Source organism: Hydrogenophaga sp. (assembly GCF_050182545.1).
Classification (GTDB): Bacteria; Pseudomonadota; Gammaproteobacteria; order Burkholderiales; family Burkholderiaceae_C; genus Hydrogenophaga.
In genome coordinates, this window is record NZ_JBFXCD010000008.1 from 149,187 (window position 1) to 165,328 (window position 16,142).

Genomic DNA, 16,142 nt, shown 5'->3' on the forward strand with positions numbered 1-16,142 from the left:
AGCATGCCCCGCTTCGCCGCGCAGACAGGACCGCGCCCCATCACCCCCGCTCATCGCGAGGCCCTGTATGACGGCGCCGCGACACGCGCGACCGAACAACAGGCGATGGTCAGCCTGCCACCCCACACATTGATGGCGCGCGCCGGCCTCGCGGTGGCGCGCATGGCATTGGCCCTGCAGCCGCACGCGGGCTGCATCTGGGTGGCGTGCGGGCCAGGCAACAACGGCGGGGACGGCCTGGTCGCAGCCACCCACCTGCACCGTTGGGCAGCGGCCCGCGGTCGCGCATTCCGTGTCGTGGTCACGCACCTGTGTCCAGACGTGGCCCGCATGCCAAAGGATGCACACCAGGCCCTCGACGCTGCGCGCCAGGCCGGCATCGCGTTCAGCACGGTGCCGCCCGAGGATTTCGACCTGGCCATCGATGCGCTGCTGGGCATCGGCCCCGTGCGCGCCTTCGAAGAACCCATGGCCGCATGGCTGGGAGCGATGCGCAACACCGATCGGCCGGTGCTGCATGTTGACCTGCCCAGCGGCCTGCATCCCGACACTGGCGTCCTGATGCCGCTGGATAGTGCCGTCCGGCGCGCACAAGGTCCGCGCCACACCCTGGCACTGCTCACCCTCAAGCCCGGGCTGTTCACCGGCATGGGACGCGATGCCACTGGCAGCGTGTGGTTCGATGATCTGGGGGTCTCACCCGGTGCCGGCCTGGCGCCGACAGCCTGGCTGGAGGGCATGCCCCCACCCGACACGCCGATTTCGCCAAGACCGCACGCCAGCCACAAGGGCAGCTTCGGCGATGTCGCGGTGATCGGAGGGCAAGGAATTGCACCGCACGGCGCGGGAATGACCGGTGCTGCCGTGCTTGCTGCGCGGGCGGCCCTGCACGCGGGCGCCGGCCGCGTGTTCGTTGGCCTGCTGGACGACGGAGCCTCCCAGAACGCATCGTGGGATCCGGCTTGTCCGGAGCTCATGTTCCGCCGCCCCGACCTGCTGCTGGAGCGGAATCTGCTGCGCGCCGCCAGCGTGGTCTGCGGTTGCGGCGGCGGTGGCGCCGTCACCGCGCTCTTGCCGCGCGTGCTGTCGAATGCCTCCACGCTGGTGCTGGACGCCGACGCACTCAACGCCATCGCAAACGATTCCTCGCTACAAACCCAGCTCAGCCTCCGACGAGGTCGCGGCTGGACGACGGTGCTCACGCCGCACCCGCTTGAAGCAGCCCGCCTGCTGGGCAGCAACACCGGCGCCGTGATGGCCGATCGCCTGCTCGCAGCGCAGGCCATCGCAGAACGCCTCGGCGCATTGTGCGTGCTCAAAGGTTCAGGCACGGTGCTGGCCTCCCCGGGTGAGGTGCCGCGCATCAACCCGACCGGTAACGCCGCGCTTGCCACGGCGGGCACGGGCGATGTACTCGCGGGCATGATCGGCAGCGCGGTGGCACGGCCCGAGGAGTCAGGCCGCTCTGTGGCTGACCGAGTGGCCACCGCAGTGTTTCAGCACGGCTGGATGGCCGATCACTGGGTGGACGATGGCGGGACACCGGGCCTGAGCGCCAGCCGGCTGGCGGCGCGAGTGCGGGCCCTGGACTGAAGCGCCGACTCAGCCCAGCAACATCAGGCCGACCTGCAGGAGGATGATGAGCACCAGCACCGACAAGTCCACGCCGCCCACAAGGGGCACGACACGGCGCACCGGACGCAGGATGGGCGCACACAGCCGCTCGAGCGTGGACATCACAGGCGAATGCGGCTGCACCCAGGACAGAATGGCGTAGCCCAGCAACAGCACCATGAGACCTTGAAGCAGGGTGCGCACAAGGATGCGCACCGCCATGCTGGCAACCGTGGTGATTCCCGCCTCAGTCGACAGCGGCGCTGACGACACACTGGTGGCCAGCAACAGCCAGAGCACACCATACATCAGCGACAGCAGCATCGCAGCGAAGAGGCTGCCCCAGTCGGTGCGGCTCTGCGCGAGCCCACGAGGCAACAAACGGCGCAGTGGAGAAACCAGCCAGTCGGTCACTGCAATCACCAACCGTCCTGGCTGGGCCGACATATGAATGCGCAAGTGGTTCATCCAGGCTCGCAGCAACGCCGCCGCCACCAGGAAGAAGAAGAACGTTTCAAGGAGGAAGAAAACGATGCGCATGGCGTGGGAAGGTCTGGAGGCAAAGCGCGAGTTTAGAGGCGGATGCCGCACACCGGAAGTGGCCCACAGCCCGTTCAGCATCCGACAAGATGCTGTGGTGCGCGAGGCGCACGGAATCAGGCTCGATGCCGCTGGCCAACCGGTACAGCACGGCGGGGCACAAGGTGCAACAGGCCTGTCTTCTCGCTCAACGCTGGCAGTGCGGGATTCATGAGGGGCGAGACCACGGCAGCCAGCGAACGGTGCATGTGAAGGCTCCTCACCGGGCTCAGCGTCGGCTCTTTCGAGACTGGCTCGCGGTGCTGCGCGCGCCGCCTCGCTCGGTTTTCTTGCCGGCGGCTTTGCGTGCCGCCGGCTTCAACGCGGGCGTGGGCGTCGGCTGGCCACCGTGGCGCCCTGCCGGTGCGGACTCCCGATCGCGCCGCCCTTTGCCCGTGCGGGCAGGCGTCGCACCGTTCTCCGGCGCACCGGGCACACCAGTTTTGTCGCGCATGGCCCGCAGCACCAGATCGTCGTTGCCGCTGACCAGGCGAAAGTCGATGCGCCGACCGTCCAGATCGACCCGGCTCACCTGCACCTGCACGCGACTGCCCAGGGCATAGCGGATGCCGGTGCGTTCGCCGCGCAGTTCCTGGCGCGCCTCGTCAAAACGGAAGTACTCGCCGCCCAGTTCGGTGATGTGCACCAGGCCTTCGACGTACATCGCATCCAGCGTGACAAACAGGCCGAAGCTCGTGACCGAACTCACCACGCCGCTGAATTCCTCGCCCAGGTGCTCGCGCATGTACTTGCATTTAAGCCAGGCCTCCACATCTCGGCTCGCCTCATCGGCGCGGCGCTCGTTGGCGCTGCAGTGCAGCCCCGCTGCCTGCCACGCCAGCGTGTCCGCGGACGGCTTCTTCACCACTTCGCCGGCCGCTGGTGGCCGCGCCCGACTGGCCAGGCGCTTGCTGAGTTTGGCGTGCGCCTCGCCTGGCGTGGGCAGGGCAGGCAGCTCGTAGCGTTTGCGCGCCAGGATCGCCTTGATGACGCGGTGCACCAGCAGGTCCGGGTAGCGGCGAATCGGGCTGGTGAAATGTGTGTAGGCCTCAAAGGCCAGACCGAAGTGACCGCTGTTGATCGGCGTGTAGATGGCCTGCTGCATGGATCTCAGCAGCATGGTGTGAATCTGCTGGGCTTCCGGACGGTCCTTGGTGGCATTGGCGATCTGCTGGAAGTCGCCCGGCCTGGGGTTGTCGCCGATGGTCTGCGACACGCCCATGGCCTTGAGGTAGTTGCGCAGGATCTCCTGCTTCTCGGGCGTGGGCCCTTCGTGTACCCGGTACAGGCCGGTGTGCTTGCCTTCATGGATGAAGTCGGCCGAACAGACGTTGGCTGCCAGCATGGCCTCCTCGATGAGCTTGTGCGCATCATTGCGTGTGCGGGGAATGATCTTCTCGATACGGCCCGATTCGTCGCACACGATCTGGGTCTCGGTGGTCTCGAAGTCCACCGCGCCACGTTCGCCTCGCGCCGCCAGCAGGGCACGGTAGACATCGTGCAGGTTGAGCAGGTAAGGCACGAGCGCCTTGCGCTGTGAAGCCTCCGGGCCACGCGTGTTCTGCAGAATCGCTGCCACTTCGGTATAGGTGAAGCGCGCGTGGCTGAACATCACTGCCGGATAGAACTGGTAGGCGTGTACCTCACCCTTGGCGTTGACCAGCATGTCGCAGACCATGCACAGGCGCTCGACACCCGGGTTGAGCGAGCACAGGCCATTGGACAGCTTCTCCGGCAACATGGGGATGACCCGACGAGGGAAATACACCGAGGTGGCACGGTCATAGGCATCCACGTCGATGGGAGACCCTGTTTCGACATAGTGGCTCACATCGGCGATCGCCACCAGCAGGCGCCAACCTTTGCCCTTGCCGACCTTGGCCGGTTCGCAATACACCGCATCGTCGAAGTCGCGCGCATCCTCACCATCAATGGTCACCAGCGGCACATCGCGCAGGTCCACGCGGTGTTTGTGGTCGGCGGATCTCACGTGATCCGGCAGCGCGCGAGCCTGGGCCATCGCTGCTTCGGAAAACTCGTGCGGCACCCCGTATTTGCGCACCGCGATCTCGATCTCCATGCCGGGGTCGTCGATCTCGCCCAGCACCTCCTTGACGCGTCCCACCGGTTGTCCATACAGCGCGGGCGGCTCGGTGAGCTGCACCACCACAACCTGTCCCGGCTTGGCCGATCCGGTGGCGCCCTTGGGTATCAGAACATCCTGTCCGTAGCGCTTGTCTTCCGGTGCCACCAGCCAGACGCCGCTCTCCTGCAGCAGACGCCCGATGATGGGCGAATCGGAGCGTTCAACAATTTCGGTGACGCGCCCCTCGGGACGTCCCTTGCGGTCCAGTCGCACGATGCGGGCCTTGACCCGGTCCTTGTGCAACACCGCGCGCATTTCGTTGGACGGCAGGTAGATATCGGCCTGACCATCGTCGCGAACCACGAAACCATGTCCGTCGCGATGACCGGAAACGACACCTTCATATTCGGCCAACAGGCTGCTTTTTTCGTTCACTTTTTCTCTGCTATAATTTTGGTTTTCCTGAGATGCCCAGGTGGCGGAATTGGTAGACGCACTAGTTTCAGGTACTAGCGCCGAGAGGCGTGGAGGTTCGAGTCCTCTCTTGGGCACCAATCATAAGGGCCAGCAAACGCAAGTTTGCTGGCCTTTTCTTTTGCGACGGCAGGGCGCCATCCGACGCCCACTCGTGTGCGGCCCGCGTCAAAACGGCAACGCCAGCAGATCGTGGCCCTGCGCGGCCACGATGCGTGCCCGGGTGAAGTCCCCGACCTTCAAGGTCTTGCTGATCTTCTCCGGTGGCAGCAGTCGCACAACACCGTCGATCTCTGGCGCATCGGCGTAGCTGCGGCCAACCCCACCCTTCCTGCCCACGCCGGGCGCCGAATCCACCAGAACCTGCATGGTCGCGCCTACGCGCTGCTGGAGCTTCTCGGCCGAGACAGCTTCGGCCACCGACATGAATCGGGCCCGGCGCTCCTCTCGCAGGGCATCAGGTACCGCATCGGGCAGCGTGTTGGCCGTGGCGCCCGGGACTGGGGAATAAGCGAAGCAGCCAGCGCGGTCAATGCGCGCCTCGCGCAGGAAGTCGAGCAAGTGGTCGAATTCCTGTTCGGTTTCACCTGGAAAGCCGGCAATGAAGGTGCTGCGCACCACGATCTGTGGACAGAGTTCGCGCCAGCGCGCGATGCGCTCCAGGTTTCTCTCGCCGCTGGCCGGCCGCTTCATGCGGCGCAGAACGCTCGGGTGACTGTGTTGCAAAGGCACATCCAGATAGGGCAGACACAGGCCATCGGCCATCAGCGGAATGATTTCGTCCACATGCGGGTACGGGTACACGTAATGCAGCCGCACCCAGGCACCATAGCCTTGCGCCAGTTCGCCCAGCGATCGCACCAGGTCGAACATGCGTGTCTTCACCGGCTTGCCATCCCAGAAACCGGTGCGGTACTTCACGTCCACGCCGTAGGCCGAGGTATCCTGGCTGACCACCAACAGTTCCTTCACGCCGGACTCGAACAGCTTGCGCGCCTCGGTCAGCACATCGCCAATCGGTCGGCTTACAAGGTCGCCACGCATCGACGGAATGATGCAGAACGTGCAGCGGTGATTGCAGCCCTCGCTGATCTTCAGGTAGGCGTAGTGACGCGGTGTGAGCTTGATGCCCTGCGGCGGCACCAGGTCCACGAAAGGATCGTGCGGCTTGGGCAAATGCTCATGCACCGCCGACATCACCTCGTGCGTGGCATGCGGACCCGTGACGGCCAGCACGCTCGGGTGCATCTGGCGCACCAGATTGCCTCCTCCCTCGCCCTCGCGTGCGCCCAGGCAGCCGGTGACGATGACCTTGCCGTTTTCCGCCAGGGCTTCACCGATGGTGTCCAGGCTTTCGCGTACGGCATCGTCGATGAAGCCGCAGGTGTTGACGATCACGAGATCGGCGCCAGCAAAGGTCTTGGAGGTTTGATACCCCTCGGCGCTGAGTTGTGTGAGGATGAGTTCGGAGTCAGTCAGCGCCTTGGGACAGCCCAGGCTGACGAATCCGACCTTAGGCGCGGTGGCGGCCGATGGGGCAAGCGTTTCAGACATGCCCCGATTGTCTCAGACCGGACCCGGGCCCAGGGGCGGCGGGCTATCGCTTGAGCCCCAGGGCAGCGAGCATCTGCTCGCTGTTCTTTTGCATCTGCTCCTGCATCTGGGTAAACGCGTTGCGCGACTGCTCCAGATAGGTGCCCATCATGCCCTGCATCATGGGCGACTGCACATTCATGAATTGCTTCCAGGCTTCCGGGTTGACGCCGGTGGATTGCTCGGCCATTTTGTGCTGCAGATCCATGAAGATCTGCACATTCTTTTCCAGGTAGGCGCCCATGAAGTCCTGCATGGCGTGACCGTAGAAGCGAATGATGTTGGCCAGCACTTGCTCTGTGAAGATCGGCACCCCGGCCGTCTCTTCCTCCAGGATGATCTGCAGAAGGATGCTGCGCGTGAGGTCGTCGTTGGTTTTGGCGTCGCGGACCACGAAGGGCTCGTTGTCCATCACGAGTGCCTTCACTTCCGAGAGCGTGATGTACGACGACGTGTCCGTGTCGTAGAGACGCCGGTTCGGGTACTTCTTGATCACGCGCACGGCGCCGGAACGCTCGCTGCCGCCACCGGCCTTGGATTTTTGCACTGCGGGTCTTTCAGGGATGAATGGGCCAGAGTGGCCAATGACCGCTCCGAGGATACGGCACATTCTAGAAAGCCGTCGCGGGGTCGCGAGCATGGGTTTTCCCTGTGCGGGCGCTCCGGGAGAAGCCAAAGGCACCATGCGCGCGGCACAGGCAAAAAAAAAGCAGACCTGAGGAAGGTCTGCCCTGTTTCAATGGGGGTGTCTGACACCCGAAAAGCTTGGTAGGCGCGATTGGACTCGAACCAAGCCTAGAGGGGGCTGAAAGCGCCTGTTTTCAGGGCTTCCACTCTGATCGGTTCCCCACCGTTCCCCTGAAATCCCCCTCAATTTCCCCGGATTCTTCCCCGGTGGGCACAATTCCGCCCATGCCCTACTACGGCCCAGACACCACCCGGACTGCTCACGCCTGTGAGCTGTGCAACCACTTCGGCGGGTGGATGGAGGCTGATGATGGAGCTGCCTGGTGCAACCGGCACCAGTTCGGCCAGGCGCTTTCCTACAGCGGGTGCTGCAGCTGGCAGGCCCAGCCACCAGGATGGATCTACCCGCCGGAGCGGGAGCTGGTGGCCGCCAAAGGAAAAAACCCCCACCAGCCGAAGCCGATGGGGGCGAACGTCAGGTGAACCTGATCGAGGAGACAACCGGTCAGGGGGTCAGCGCGTCGTAGGAGCGTTCGCAGGTTTGGCCGGCGAGTGCAGCTGCTGAAGCGTACGCAGCAACTCTTTCCTCAGCCTCATCAAGCCTTCGCTGCACGTCGGCAAGCACTCGCTCGGTGGCTTCGGCTGTCGGGCCTCCGCTGGGAGCGGGGGTATTGCCGGGCTTGGGGCAGGTACGAGCACGGGCGGCGGCGAGTTCGTCGCGCAGCCGCCGACCAGCATCAGCAGCGCCAGCGCGAGCAGCTTCCAAAGCATGGGTTTTCTTCCGGGCATCTTCCACCTCCTTCTGTACAGCCGCGGTGCGGCGGTTCCCTTCATCGAGCGCGGCTCGGACGGCCACGCCTGACTCGCGTTCCCAGTCCACACGCTGGTTCACCAGCTCCAGTTCGACACCGCGCAGGCGGTAGGTCTGCACCGCGGCGGCGGCGCCCACCACGAGCACGCAGGCGATGGCGGCCTTGGTGATCACGCCTCACCCCTGGTAGCTGGCGCTGAGCCGATCTGCAGCGACACGTGCGGCCGAGGCCACGACAGCGGCCAGCGGTAGCCCGTCACCCGGCTTTCTGGGAAGGCGCGGATGTTCACCTCGTTGCCCTGGTTACCGCCCAACACCAGCAGACGGCCGTCGATGGTCAGGCCCTCGAGGAAGCCCACATGCCCACCTCCGTCGCGCGTGAAGACCACGATGCAGCCGGGTGCCGGGCCGTCCAGCTTCTGCCCCCAGGACAGGTACGATTTCGCCGACTCGTAGCGACTGGAGACGATGCCGACGTTTTCCAGGCAGAAGCCCACGAAGGCCGCGCACCAGGGCGTCTCATCGTCCTTGATGCCGCCGCGCTTGATGGTCTTCCACATCTGCACGATCAGAGGGTGGTGGGTGACACCCGGAATCTCGCGCACGCCGATGTAGCGGCGGGCCTCGGTGATCCATGCGGGGTTGCTCATTTGACGATCTCCTTGGCATCGCGCACGAGCTCGCCGAGGTCGTGGCCCTTGCGCTTGTCGGCCCAGGCGAAGCCGGCGCGCACGATGACCCACCCCGGCAGACCGCAGGCGAAGATCAGGCCGCCCAGGGCCATGAGGCCGACCACACCGCCCACAGCGAGGTGCTGCAGCTTCAAGTACTCCACCGCCAGGGCCCCGCCGCCCACGCTCGAGACGACGGTGCAGATCAGGGCCATGGCCCATTCCCGTTTGCTCTTGGGCTGAATCCACAGCATGACCACCACGGTGGCCAAGCCGGCAGGGATTCCAAAAGCGATGGCCGCCTTGTAGAGCAGGTAGCCGCCTGCCGCGGTCGATGAGGTGGGCTCGCTCATGGCAGTGGGATGTGGTTTTCGTCGAAGAGGTTGGTGTACCGGGCGATCAGGCGAGCGATGAAGCCGCGCCAGCCGCTGTCGCGCACCAGCCTCTTGCAGCGCTTGCTCAAGGTGGTTTCGCCCTCTTCTGGCAAGCCGCCCAGGTACACCGAGAAGGTGGTGAAGTTCAGCCACACGTCCACAATGGCGGCCACCAGCGTGAAAGGCATGAGCAGCTTCCACCACCGACCCCGCTCGTACTGGATGACGACCGGATAGACCGCAGCGAGCAACAGAGGCAGATAGATGAACTGCCAGAGCAATGCCTCGGTGACCGTGCGCGGCAGCACGCTCCACAGGAACGCGAGCACGTCGCGCGCGATGGGCCACAGGGGTAGGATGAGATCGGTCACAGCTTCACGCACCAAAGGACGCGGACACCGGCTGCCAAGTTGGCAGTACCGCCGGTGCTTCCGGTGTTTGCTGTGACGTTGTTGTTGGCGCCGGCACCTGTGTTGTAGCCAAGGCCTGCAGCGTTCTGGCCAAACTGACTGTGAGCGTGCGCGATTACCTCTCCAACCGTCGCCGTGCCCACATTGCCGCTCGCCTGAACAGGGACGTGGTTGGCCGGGAGGTACGGGCTACCGAACGTCGTGGAGCCGTCCCCCGCACCCCAGGTCGTGCCGATGGCAGCGAACAATGCAGCATTGACGCCCGTGCGGGAAATGTTGGTCGGTGCGGTCGGGAGGGCTCGCCACCCTGATGGGGCAACGGGGCCGGAAAATGCCTTCCAGTCGCCCGGCTGCGCGAGCTGGTCAAGCGAGATGCCCAGGAACGCCAGAAGCTCGGCCGCCGTCTTTTCCTCTGGCGGGCCACTGCCTCCCGTGGTTCGAGCCAGGACACGGCCGGTCGCCATCGTGATCCCGCTGGAGGCGATCGCACCAGCAGCAGCGGCCCCCAGCGTGGCGCGCGCGGCGGGCGCGTCGGGGTCGTCGAGCAGGGTCTCCATGTAGTCCGAGATGGTGAGAGACTCGCCGCGCGAGTAAGCCGCGTAGAACACCTGGGCCATGCTCGCATTGCGCACCATCATCGAATAGGCCGTGGCTGCGTACACCGTAGCCGGCGATCCGTTGTTGGCGATCATCCCGTTGAGCGTGCGCAGAGGCTGCGGGGCTGGAATCGTCAACTCGCGATCCCAGAACAATGGGATGGGCGTGGTCTCTGGGTCTTCATTGGGCTCGCCGACGTAGAGGTAGCCGGAGTCCAGCGGGCTCCCATCCAGGTCGTAGAACTGGGAATATGGTGAATCGATGGTGATCATGGCGGCCTCAGTGAAGGGTCGTTGAGGTGGGTGGGTCCTGGACTGCAGGCTTGCGCTTTCCGGGCGCGCGCTTCTCGTAGTGGTTCAGGGCGTCGTTGATCCGGCGACGCAGGCGCAGGTCCTTGATGTGCTTGATTCCCAGGCGCGCGCCGGTGGCGATCGGTACGGGGGCGCCGCTGATGCCGCTGATTCCCAGGTCGGCGAAGGCCGACAGCAGCGTGGCCGCTGTGTTGGAGGTGTTCACCGCGGCCTCTGGTGGCACGGTCATGGCGTACTGCGCCAAGTCGTTGATGTCGCGCATGCGCTGCGCGCCCTGCTTGCCAAAAATAAAGTCCAGGCGGCCATCGGCGTCCAGCTCCCGAACCGCCTTGTTCAGCGCGGCCGGCGAGATCACGCGATTGCCGCGGCTGTCCGTGGACACGCCCTTGGTGGCCTGGTCCCGGATCCATGTGGCGGTGGAGCCCTGCAACTCGCGCCAGGCCTGTTGCCCTTCGGCGCCGCCACGCTGGAGCACGCGGCGCACGTTGCGAACGTCATCGAGGCTTCCGCGCAGGATGGTGTGCGCGAACACGTCTTCGAAGGCCACCTGTCGGTCGGAGGTGCCGCGCCGGGTGTTGAGCAGCTTGGCGATGGTCGCCCGGTCCTCGTAGTTCTGAGCGAAGCGGCGGCGTGTGGCGCGGGCCTGTTGGTACAGCGCCCCACCCGCGCCCTCGGTGCTTTCGTCCAGCAGCCCCTTGATGATCGTGGCCTGGCGTACGTTGGTCGGTTCGAAGTCGGTGGCGCGGCTCACGGCCTGCCGGTATGTCTCGGCGATCTTGAGCGGCACGGGTTGGGCGACCAGCACCCCGCCCTCTTCCCTGGCGATTCCGGTCTGTATGGCGCGCGCGCGCGCCGTGGTCAGCAGTGGCGCCGTAGCGGCATCCGCTGCGCTCTCGTTCAGGTGTTCCACCACGGTCTGCAGCAGCACGGGCGACTCCATCTCGCCCGCCTTCTCCGCGGCCTTGTAGGCCGCCCGAATCTGCACCTTGTCGCGAGCGGCCTGCTGCACCAGCGCCTTGTCAACTGCCACGCCCACCGCGCGCAAGCTCGGCGCCTCGGCGCCGGTCTGGTCGATCCATCCGTCGAAGTTGCGCAGGATCTGATCGTTCTGGTTGACCAGGCGCTCGCGCAGCATCGCGCCATCGTCTGGAATCTTGGAGGTCTCGCGCTCGAACTTAAGCTGGGCTGCGTCTCGCGTGGACTGGCCTTTGGTGAGCGCACGATCCCCGGTAAAGCCCATGCTCTCGGCCGTCATGCGGCGCTGCGTGGCCATGTCCGTGCCGGCCGCCCCAATGCTGCCCATCGTCCCCTTGGTAGGCTGCTGCTCGGTGCGCAGGGCTTCCAGCGCGCGCCGCGGCAAGGTGGTGGCCTTGCTGGCGGCGAGCCGGGTGATGCGCGATGCGCCGTCGATGCCCGCACTCACCGCGGCGGCCCCGGTTTCACCAGCCACGGCACGCCCGGCACTCTCAGCGCCAGCGCGCGCGACAACCCGGGCTGGCGCGGCGCTGCGCGCACCTGCAGCCGCTGGCATCAGGCCGGGCAACACAGGCGCCACGGGGATGATCTGCTGCATCGCAGAGCCCACAGCCTCGGCCTGGGCCTGCCCCGATGGGGTGCGCGGCTCATAGGTCAGGGCCTGGGCGCCGGACATGGCCGACTGCTCGACCAGCTTGGCGGCCTCGGGCGTGCCGAAGTTGCCGCTGAGAATCTGCTCGGCCAGGCCCTTCAGAGTGCCGGCGATCATGCCGACCGTGCCACCGGTGGCGCCGGTCAACGCCGTCAGCGCCGCTTCACCGGTGCCGATCGCCTTCTCGCCCAGGGTGGTTGGAACCTCGGGCGTCGGCTGGGTGTTGGCGCCAGGCTCAACAGGGATCTGCGTGTAGGCTGGCGCGGGCTTGCCCGACAGGTGCGCGATCACGTCGCCATCGGTGTATCCGCTCTTCTTCGCCGCGGCCAGGTCGAAGTTGTCCTGCTTGGCGAGGAACTCCGCGATCTCCGCATCCTTGTAGCCTGCGGCCCTGGCCGCTTCAACGTCGAAGGCCATGATCAGCGCTGGAACGAGGACAGTGGCGGGCGGGCGCCAGGAGCTGCGGGGGTATCAGGCTTGCCCAGGTCGACGCCAGAGCTCTTTGCCAATGTGTCGCGACCCTTCTTCAGCAGGCGGGATGCCTCGTCAAGACTCTCGCGGAACTGCTTCTCGGATTGCTTTCGGCTCAGGTTCTGCAGCGCGCTCTGGAGCTTCTCGCCCTCGGCGTTGGACAGCGCGCCCATGCCCTTGATGTTTGGGATCTGTGCCAAGAAAGCCTGCGAGCCGAGCGTCTCGATAAGGGCGATGGCGTCCGCGCGTTCGTCGCCGTCGCCGAACGGGTTTATGGTGCCCAGCGTGGAGTTCGGGTAGAAGGCGCCACCCTCCAGCGAACCAAGCACCGAATCCAGCGACTTGTTGGACTTGATGCGCTCGACCGTGTTGAGCATGTTGTCGATGCTGGCCGCGCCTGCCTGGGCGGTGCCCACCTTCTCGCGCACCTTCTCGTCGCGCTTCTGGATGGCTTCTTCCACCTTGAGGCTCAGCTCCTGCCGCTTCAGGTCGTTGCCCTCGCGCGCGGTGGCTGCGTTCATCGCGGCGATGCGCGCGTTCATGCGGGCGATCTCGGTGTCCTCAGCCAGCTTCTTGATCTGAGCCTCGCCGAGCTTCAGGTCCAGCACCGCCTTGGACTCGGCGAACTTGGCGCCGACCACAGCCGACTGAGCGTCCGCACCGGCCTTGACCGCGCCGGCTTCAGCAGTTTTGACAGCAGACGGGTGCAGTTCACCCGCGCGCTGCTCGGTGCCGAACTTGGACAGGGCCTCGGCCGCGTCTTTGCCGCGGGGGTTGGCCGACAACTGCGCCTGCATCATCCCCAGCGCCAGGTTCGGGTTGAGTTCCACCACGCCGGCATTCGCTCGCAGGGCTTCGGCTTCCTTGGTCTGCCCGGCCGCTTCCATCGCGTCGGCGCGTGCGCGCATCTGCTCGACTGCGATCTGCGGCTGACCGCTCTTCAAGGCCGCACCCCACTTCAGCAGGTCGGCTGCATGGGACTGCTGCTGCGCGTCGTTCTTGAGCGACCAGGCCTTGGACAGGTTCTCGGCCAGGGCCGGAATCTGCGTCATCACGCTGGCATAGTCGTCGGCGGAAGCGTTGGGGTTCGACGCCAGGCGCCCCAGCAGTTCCTGCTGCTTCAGCGCCTGAGCCCGGGCGGCCTCCTGCTGTTGCAGCTTCATCTGGTTCTCGCGAATCGCCGCTCCGCCCTGATAGCCCTGCAATGCAGCCTGGAACGGGTTAACAACGTCGATGGTGTAGTCGTACGGGCCGGCCATCAGAATTTCCCCTGCAGGCCGTAGTACGCGCCGGCAGCGCCGCCGAGCGAGGACCACATGTTCGATTGCGCCCTTCCTGCCGCCAGCGCACCGCCCGCCTGCGCGGACCCGATCTGGCTCAGCAGATCGGCGATGTTGTCGCCGGTTTGCAAGCCGGCATTGCCCACGCCTGCCGCAGCGTTCTGCCCCAGGCTGGTCAAGCCGCCGAGCCTGGTGTACTGGTCATTGATCGTCTGGGCCAGCAGGGCCGGGCTGAACTGCGCCAGCGCGGCCTGGGTGTTGCCGCCACGCAGCCCGCCAGTAGCGGATGCGTTCTGAAGGATGGAGTTTTCGCCGCGCGCGAGCAGCGAGGTGAATTGCGGGGACCCCTGCAGCGCCTGGATGGCCGCGTCCTGTGCGGTGTTCCCATTCAGGCCTGCGAGGTCCTTCTGGCCGCCCAGGGCGTCAGTGCCAGCCTGCACATAGGGCTCGAGCAGCTTGCGGACCGCTTCGAACTGGCGTCGCTGCTCGGCGATGCCAGCCTCCGATGCTGCGGTCTGTGCGCCTGCCGCAGTCGATGCGGCGTCCCCAGCGGCATCAGCAGACATCACGCCGCCGACAACAGAGCTACCCACGATAGCCGCGGCAACCGTCAGTGCACGCGCCTCAAGGCCTTCTGCCGGCCAGTGCCGGGTGTTAGATGAGCTTCGCATAGAGCCTCTCCACGGGCCGGTAGCCCAAGCGCTCGAACAGCGCACCCTGGTCCAGGTGCAATTTCGTGGCGGTGAACAACTTGCGCACACCGACCTTCTTGAGCTCGCGTTCGACGGCCTGGAACAGGCGCATGGCGGTGACGCCGTGGCGGCACTCCGGCGCAATCCAGTACACATCGGTGATGCCGTGCACGGTCGATGCGTAGTGAAGGTGCGGACCGACGATGGCGACGTGGTAGCCAATCAGCAGGCCATCGCGGCGCGCGGTGACGATGTGCAGGGCGCCGGCCTCGTCGAGTTCGGCGTATCGCTTCTCGTCGATGTCCAGCGGCACATCGGCATGGTTCAGCGCCACCTCGCGCCAGTGCCGAACCAGCAGCGGCAGCATCTCGGCGCGCAGGTGCTTCCAGCGCTCCACGCGGTAGAAGGTGCCCGGCTTCGTCAGGCCTTCTGTCGCCATCGACAGCGCGGCCGCGATCATTGCGAGCACCTCGCGTCGATGACCATGTGGATGCGGTCGATCTCCGAGTCGTTGACCACCTCGTGTTCCAGCGCGTTGTTGAACCAGAAGACCGCGCCGGTCTCCCAGTACGCCTCTTCCTTCTCGCTGCGGAAGCGCACGCCTGGCGCGCTCTGGAGCACGACGTGAAAGCGGCTGTAGTAGCTGCAGTGCTCGGGCGTGTCCGCGTGCGGGTAGATCACGCCGCCGGGCGCGATGCGGTTGATCATCACGCGGCCCAGGCGCTCGCCACTCACCGCGGCGAACACCTTCATCACGATTTCCCGCGCCTCTGGCAGTTTGGCGTAGGCCGGGTAGTCGATGCTCTCGTGCTGGTCGTGCCCGGGCAGCTGGTTCGCCTTGTAAAGGGCCAGCTTGCGCTCTTGCTCCTCCGGGTCGGCGTCATCGAAGACTACCTTCTCGGGGAATCGCAGCATGATCGAATCGACCATGCCGAAGGGTCCCTGCGGGTAGTGCCGCAGGAACGTGTCTTCAGTCCAGAGGTCGGGACGCCGGGCAATTGCCAGCATCAGGGGCGTCACGTTGACGCCTGTGGCGATCCGCTGAAAATTCCGCATTGCAGTTCTCACTTCTCGCGCATGTCGCGCGGTCTGTGAGCTGCTGGCGGCTCGGAGGGTTTAGTCTCAGCGGACCCGATGATTGGCCGGGTCGAGTGCGCGAATTATAGGCACGCGCGCCTTTTGGGTCACGTTATTTCACGACCGCTGCACCGGATTGCAATCGCACCAGCCGCCGAAGCGAATGTGCTGATAGCGTCGCCAGGTGCGAGTGTGTGGCCGACGATCTCCGGGAAGGTGTACGAATCGCCTGCTGCTATCGACTTTTCTTTCACAACAAGGTTCGTTGGGCCGGCTGATCCCACGGCAGGAACCAGATTCACGGAGAGGGTCGCCGCCACCGCGCTGTGATTCGTCGCGGTGAACTTGTCGATGATGGCGACGAGACCGACAGCGGTGTACTGAGTGGTCTGGGCGTTCTCGGCGTCCTTGGAGCCGATGAGGGTTGTTGATCGTGCGGCCATGGTGTGTTCCTTTCAAACGGGTGCTACTTGCAGGGCTTGCACCTGCGTTCTGAGAACGTCGACTTCGGCACTCAGGGCGCTGAACTGCGTGCGGCAATCTGCAAGCTCTTGGGCGGCAACCTCGGCGACTGCCACTGCCGCCATCGCGAGCGCGGCCATTGCCTCGTTCTGCGCCGCGCCTGTCGCAAGCGCCACTTCTTCGACCTGGATGCGGATGGCGTCCAACTCGGTCGGCAGGACGACGGTGACGCCCTCGGTTAGGCTCTCGAAAGCCTTGATCAGCTTGTGGCTGGGCAGGAACTGTGCCAGCTCTTCGCGTGTGATTCCGCGGCGCGTGGTTGCCAT

At 65.5% G+C, this 16,142-nt stretch carries 18 protein-coding genes and 1 tRNA gene; 3 read left to right on the top strand and 16 right to left on the bottom strand.

The features are described 5' to 3' along the window. The first annotated feature begins 3 nt into the window (after positions 1-3). A complete protein-coding gene (locus AB7P10_RS10925; protein ID WP_428293928.1) occupies positions 4-1,593 on the top strand; it encodes an NAD(P)H-hydrate dehydratase in 1,590 nt (529 codons plus the stop codon). 9 nt (positions 1,594-1,602) lie between these two features. Here AB7P10_RS10925 and AB7P10_RS10930 read toward each other — a convergent pair whose 3' ends face one another. Continuing rightward, the gene (locus tag AB7P10_RS10930) at positions 1,603-2,154 is read right to left on the bottom strand and encodes a YggT family protein (protein WP_428293876.1); all 552 of its coding nucleotides are present in this window, start codon (positions 2,152-2,154) and stop codon (positions 1,603-1,605) included. A gap of 268 nt (positions 2,155-2,422) precedes the next feature. Beyond that, positions 2,423-4,714 carry a ribonuclease R gene (gene rnr, locus AB7P10_RS10935; protein ID WP_428293877.1) on the bottom strand — a complete coding sequence of 764 codons (2,292 nt, stop codon included), beginning with the start codon at positions 4,712-4,714 and terminating at the stop codon, positions 2,423-2,425. Positions 4,715-4,748: 34 nt separating this feature from the next. Between rnr and AB7P10_RS10940 the strand changes: the two genes are divergently transcribed. Next, positions 4,749-4,833: transfer RNA gene (locus AB7P10_RS10940), tRNA-Leu, on the top strand. Positions 4,834-4,921: 88 nt separating this feature from the next. Here AB7P10_RS10940 and rimO read toward each other — a convergent pair. Next, positions 4,922-6,307: a 30S ribosomal protein S12 methylthiotransferase RimO gene (gene rimO, locus AB7P10_RS10945; protein ID WP_428293878.1), complete on the bottom strand. Its 1,386-nt coding sequence runs from the start codon at positions 6,305-6,307 to the stop codon at positions 4,922-4,924. Between the two features lie 43 nt (positions 6,308-6,350). After that, complete coding sequence (phaR, locus tag AB7P10_RS10950; RefSeq protein WP_428293879.1) at positions 6,351-6,893, bottom strand: polyhydroxyalkanoate synthesis repressor PhaR; 543 nt, start codon at positions 6,891-6,893, stop codon at positions 6,351-6,353. Positions 6,894-7,258: 365 nt separating this feature from the next. Between phaR and AB7P10_RS10955 the strand changes: the two genes are divergently transcribed. After that, positions 7,259-7,516, top strand: coding sequence for a hypothetical protein (locus AB7P10_RS10955; RefSeq protein ID WP_428293880.1), 258 nt, complete (start codon positions 7,259-7,261; stop codon positions 7,514-7,516). Positions 7,517-7,538: 22 nt separating this feature from the next. Here the strand turns inward: AB7P10_RS10955 and AB7P10_RS10960 are convergent, their stop codons facing one another. The 12 genes from AB7P10_RS10960 to AB7P10_RS11015 all read right to left on the bottom strand — a co-directional run bounded on the left by AB7P10_RS10960 (position 7,539) and on the right by AB7P10_RS11015 (position 16,142). Further along, the gene (locus tag AB7P10_RS10960; RefSeq protein ID WP_428293881.1) at positions 7,539-8,018 is read right to left on the bottom strand and encodes a DUF2514 family protein; all 480 of its coding nucleotides are present in this window, start codon (positions 8,016-8,018) and stop codon (positions 7,539-7,541) included. Beyond that, positions 8,015-8,494 (bottom strand): TIGR02594 family protein, encoded by a 480-nt coding sequence (locus tag AB7P10_RS10965; protein ID WP_428293882.1) that lies wholly within the window; start codon positions 8,492-8,494, stop codon positions 8,015-8,017. Before AB7P10_RS10965 ends, AB7P10_RS10960 begins: the two co-directional genes overlap by 4 nt. Further along, the gene (locus AB7P10_RS10970) at positions 8,491-8,868 is read right to left on the bottom strand and encodes a hypothetical protein (RefSeq protein ID WP_428293883.1); all 378 of its coding nucleotides are present in this window, start codon (positions 8,866-8,868) and stop codon (positions 8,491-8,493) included. Before AB7P10_RS10970 ends, AB7P10_RS10965 begins: the two co-directional genes overlap by 4 nt. Beyond that, positions 8,865-9,260, bottom strand: a complete 396-nt coding sequence (locus AB7P10_RS10975; protein WP_428293884.1) for a hypothetical protein — start codon at positions 9,258-9,260, stop codon at positions 8,865-8,867. The genes AB7P10_RS10970 and AB7P10_RS10975 overlap by 4 nt, the downstream gene beginning before the upstream one ends. After that, positions 9,257-10,168, bottom strand: a complete 912-nt coding sequence (locus AB7P10_RS10980) for a tail fiber protein (protein WP_428293885.1) — start codon at positions 10,166-10,168, stop codon at positions 9,257-9,259. The genes AB7P10_RS10975 and AB7P10_RS10980 overlap by 4 nt, the downstream gene beginning before the upstream one ends. A 7-nt stretch (positions 10,169-10,175) precedes the next feature. Then, entirely contained in the window at positions 10,176-12,251 is a 2,076-nt protein-coding gene (locus tag AB7P10_RS10985; protein ID WP_428293886.1) for a hypothetical protein, read from the bottom strand. Between the two features lie 2 nt (positions 12,252-12,253). Beyond that, positions 12,254-13,564 carry a hypothetical protein gene (locus AB7P10_RS10990; RefSeq protein WP_428293887.1) on the bottom strand — a complete coding sequence of 437 codons (1,311 nt, stop codon included), beginning with the start codon at positions 13,562-13,564 and terminating at the stop codon, positions 12,254-12,256. Continuing rightward, positions 13,564-14,256 (bottom strand): hypothetical protein, encoded by a 693-nt coding sequence (locus AB7P10_RS10995; protein WP_428293888.1) that lies wholly within the window; start codon positions 14,254-14,256, stop codon positions 13,564-13,566. Before AB7P10_RS10995 ends, AB7P10_RS10990 begins: the two co-directional genes overlap by 1 nt. Then, the gene (locus tag AB7P10_RS11000; protein ID WP_428293889.1) at positions 14,240-14,737 is read right to left on the bottom strand and encodes a GNAT family N-acetyltransferase; all 498 of its coding nucleotides are present in this window, start codon (positions 14,735-14,737) and stop codon (positions 14,240-14,242) included. Before AB7P10_RS11000 ends, AB7P10_RS10995 begins: the two co-directional genes overlap by 17 nt. Then, the gene (locus tag AB7P10_RS11005) at positions 14,734-15,297 is read right to left on the bottom strand and encodes an aspartyl/asparaginyl beta-hydroxylase domain-containing protein (RefSeq protein WP_428293890.1); all 564 of its coding nucleotides are present in this window, start codon (positions 15,295-15,297) and stop codon (positions 14,734-14,736) included. The genes AB7P10_RS11000 and AB7P10_RS11005 overlap by 4 nt, the downstream gene beginning before the upstream one ends. Before the next feature lie 164 nt (positions 15,298-15,461). Beyond that, entirely contained in the window at positions 15,462-15,797 is a 336-nt protein-coding gene (locus AB7P10_RS11010; RefSeq protein WP_428293891.1) for a hypothetical protein, read from the bottom strand. Positions 15,798-15,809: 12 nt separating this feature from the next. Next, entirely contained in the window at positions 15,810-16,142 is a 333-nt protein-coding gene (locus AB7P10_RS11015) for a hypothetical protein (RefSeq protein ID WP_428293892.1), read from the bottom strand.

Excerpts from the sequence above, each read along its gene's own strand:
- AB7P10_RS10990 (WP_428293887.1), bottom strand. The coding sequence starts at position 13,564 with ATGGCCGGCCCGTACGACTACACCATCGACGTTGTTAACCCGTTCCAG.
- AB7P10_RS11015 (WP_428293892.1), bottom strand. The coding sequence starts at position 16,142 with ATGGCAACCACGCGCCGCGGAATCACACGCGAAGAGCTGGCACAGTTC.
- rimO (WP_428293878.1), bottom strand. The coding sequence starts at position 6,307 with ATGTCTGAAACGCTTGCCCCATCGGCCGCCACCGCGCCTAAGGTCGGA.
- AB7P10_RS10985 (WP_428293886.1), bottom strand. The coding sequence starts at position 12,251 with ATGGCCTTCGACGTTGAAGCGGCCAGGGCCGCAGGCTACAAGGATGCG.
- AB7P10_RS10965 (WP_428293882.1), bottom strand. The coding sequence starts at position 8,494 with ATGAGCAACCCCGCATGGATCACCGAGGCCCGCCGCTACATCGGCGTG.
- AB7P10_RS10995 (WP_428293888.1), bottom strand. The coding sequence starts at position 14,256 with ATGCGAAGCTCATCTAACACCCGGCACTGGCCGGCAGAAGGCCTTGAG.
- AB7P10_RS10930 (WP_428293876.1), bottom strand. The coding sequence starts at position 2,154 with ATGCGCATCGTTTTCTTCCTCCTTGAAACGTTCTTCTTCTTCCTGGTG.
- AB7P10_RS10925 (WP_428293928.1), top strand. The coding sequence starts at position 4 with ATGCCCCGCTTCGCCGCGCAGACAGGACCGCGCCCCATCACCCCCGCT.
- AB7P10_RS10955 (WP_428293880.1), top strand. The coding sequence starts at position 7,259 with ATGCCCTACTACGGCCCAGACACCACCCGGACTGCTCACGCCTGTGAG.
- AB7P10_RS10970 (WP_428293883.1), bottom strand. The coding sequence starts at position 8,868 with ATGAGCGAGCCCACCTCATCGACCGCGGCAGGCGGCTACCTGCTCTAC.
- AB7P10_RS10980 (WP_428293885.1), bottom strand. The coding sequence starts at position 10,168 with ATGATCACCATCGATTCACCATATTCCCAGTTCTACGACCTGGATGGG.
- AB7P10_RS11000 (WP_428293889.1), bottom strand. The coding sequence starts at position 14,737 with ATGATCGCGGCCGCGCTGTCGATGGCGACAGAAGGCCTGACGAAGCCG.
- AB7P10_RS11010 (WP_428293891.1), bottom strand. The coding sequence starts at position 15,797 with ATGGCCGCACGATCAACAACCCTCATCGGCTCCAAGGACGCCGAGAAC.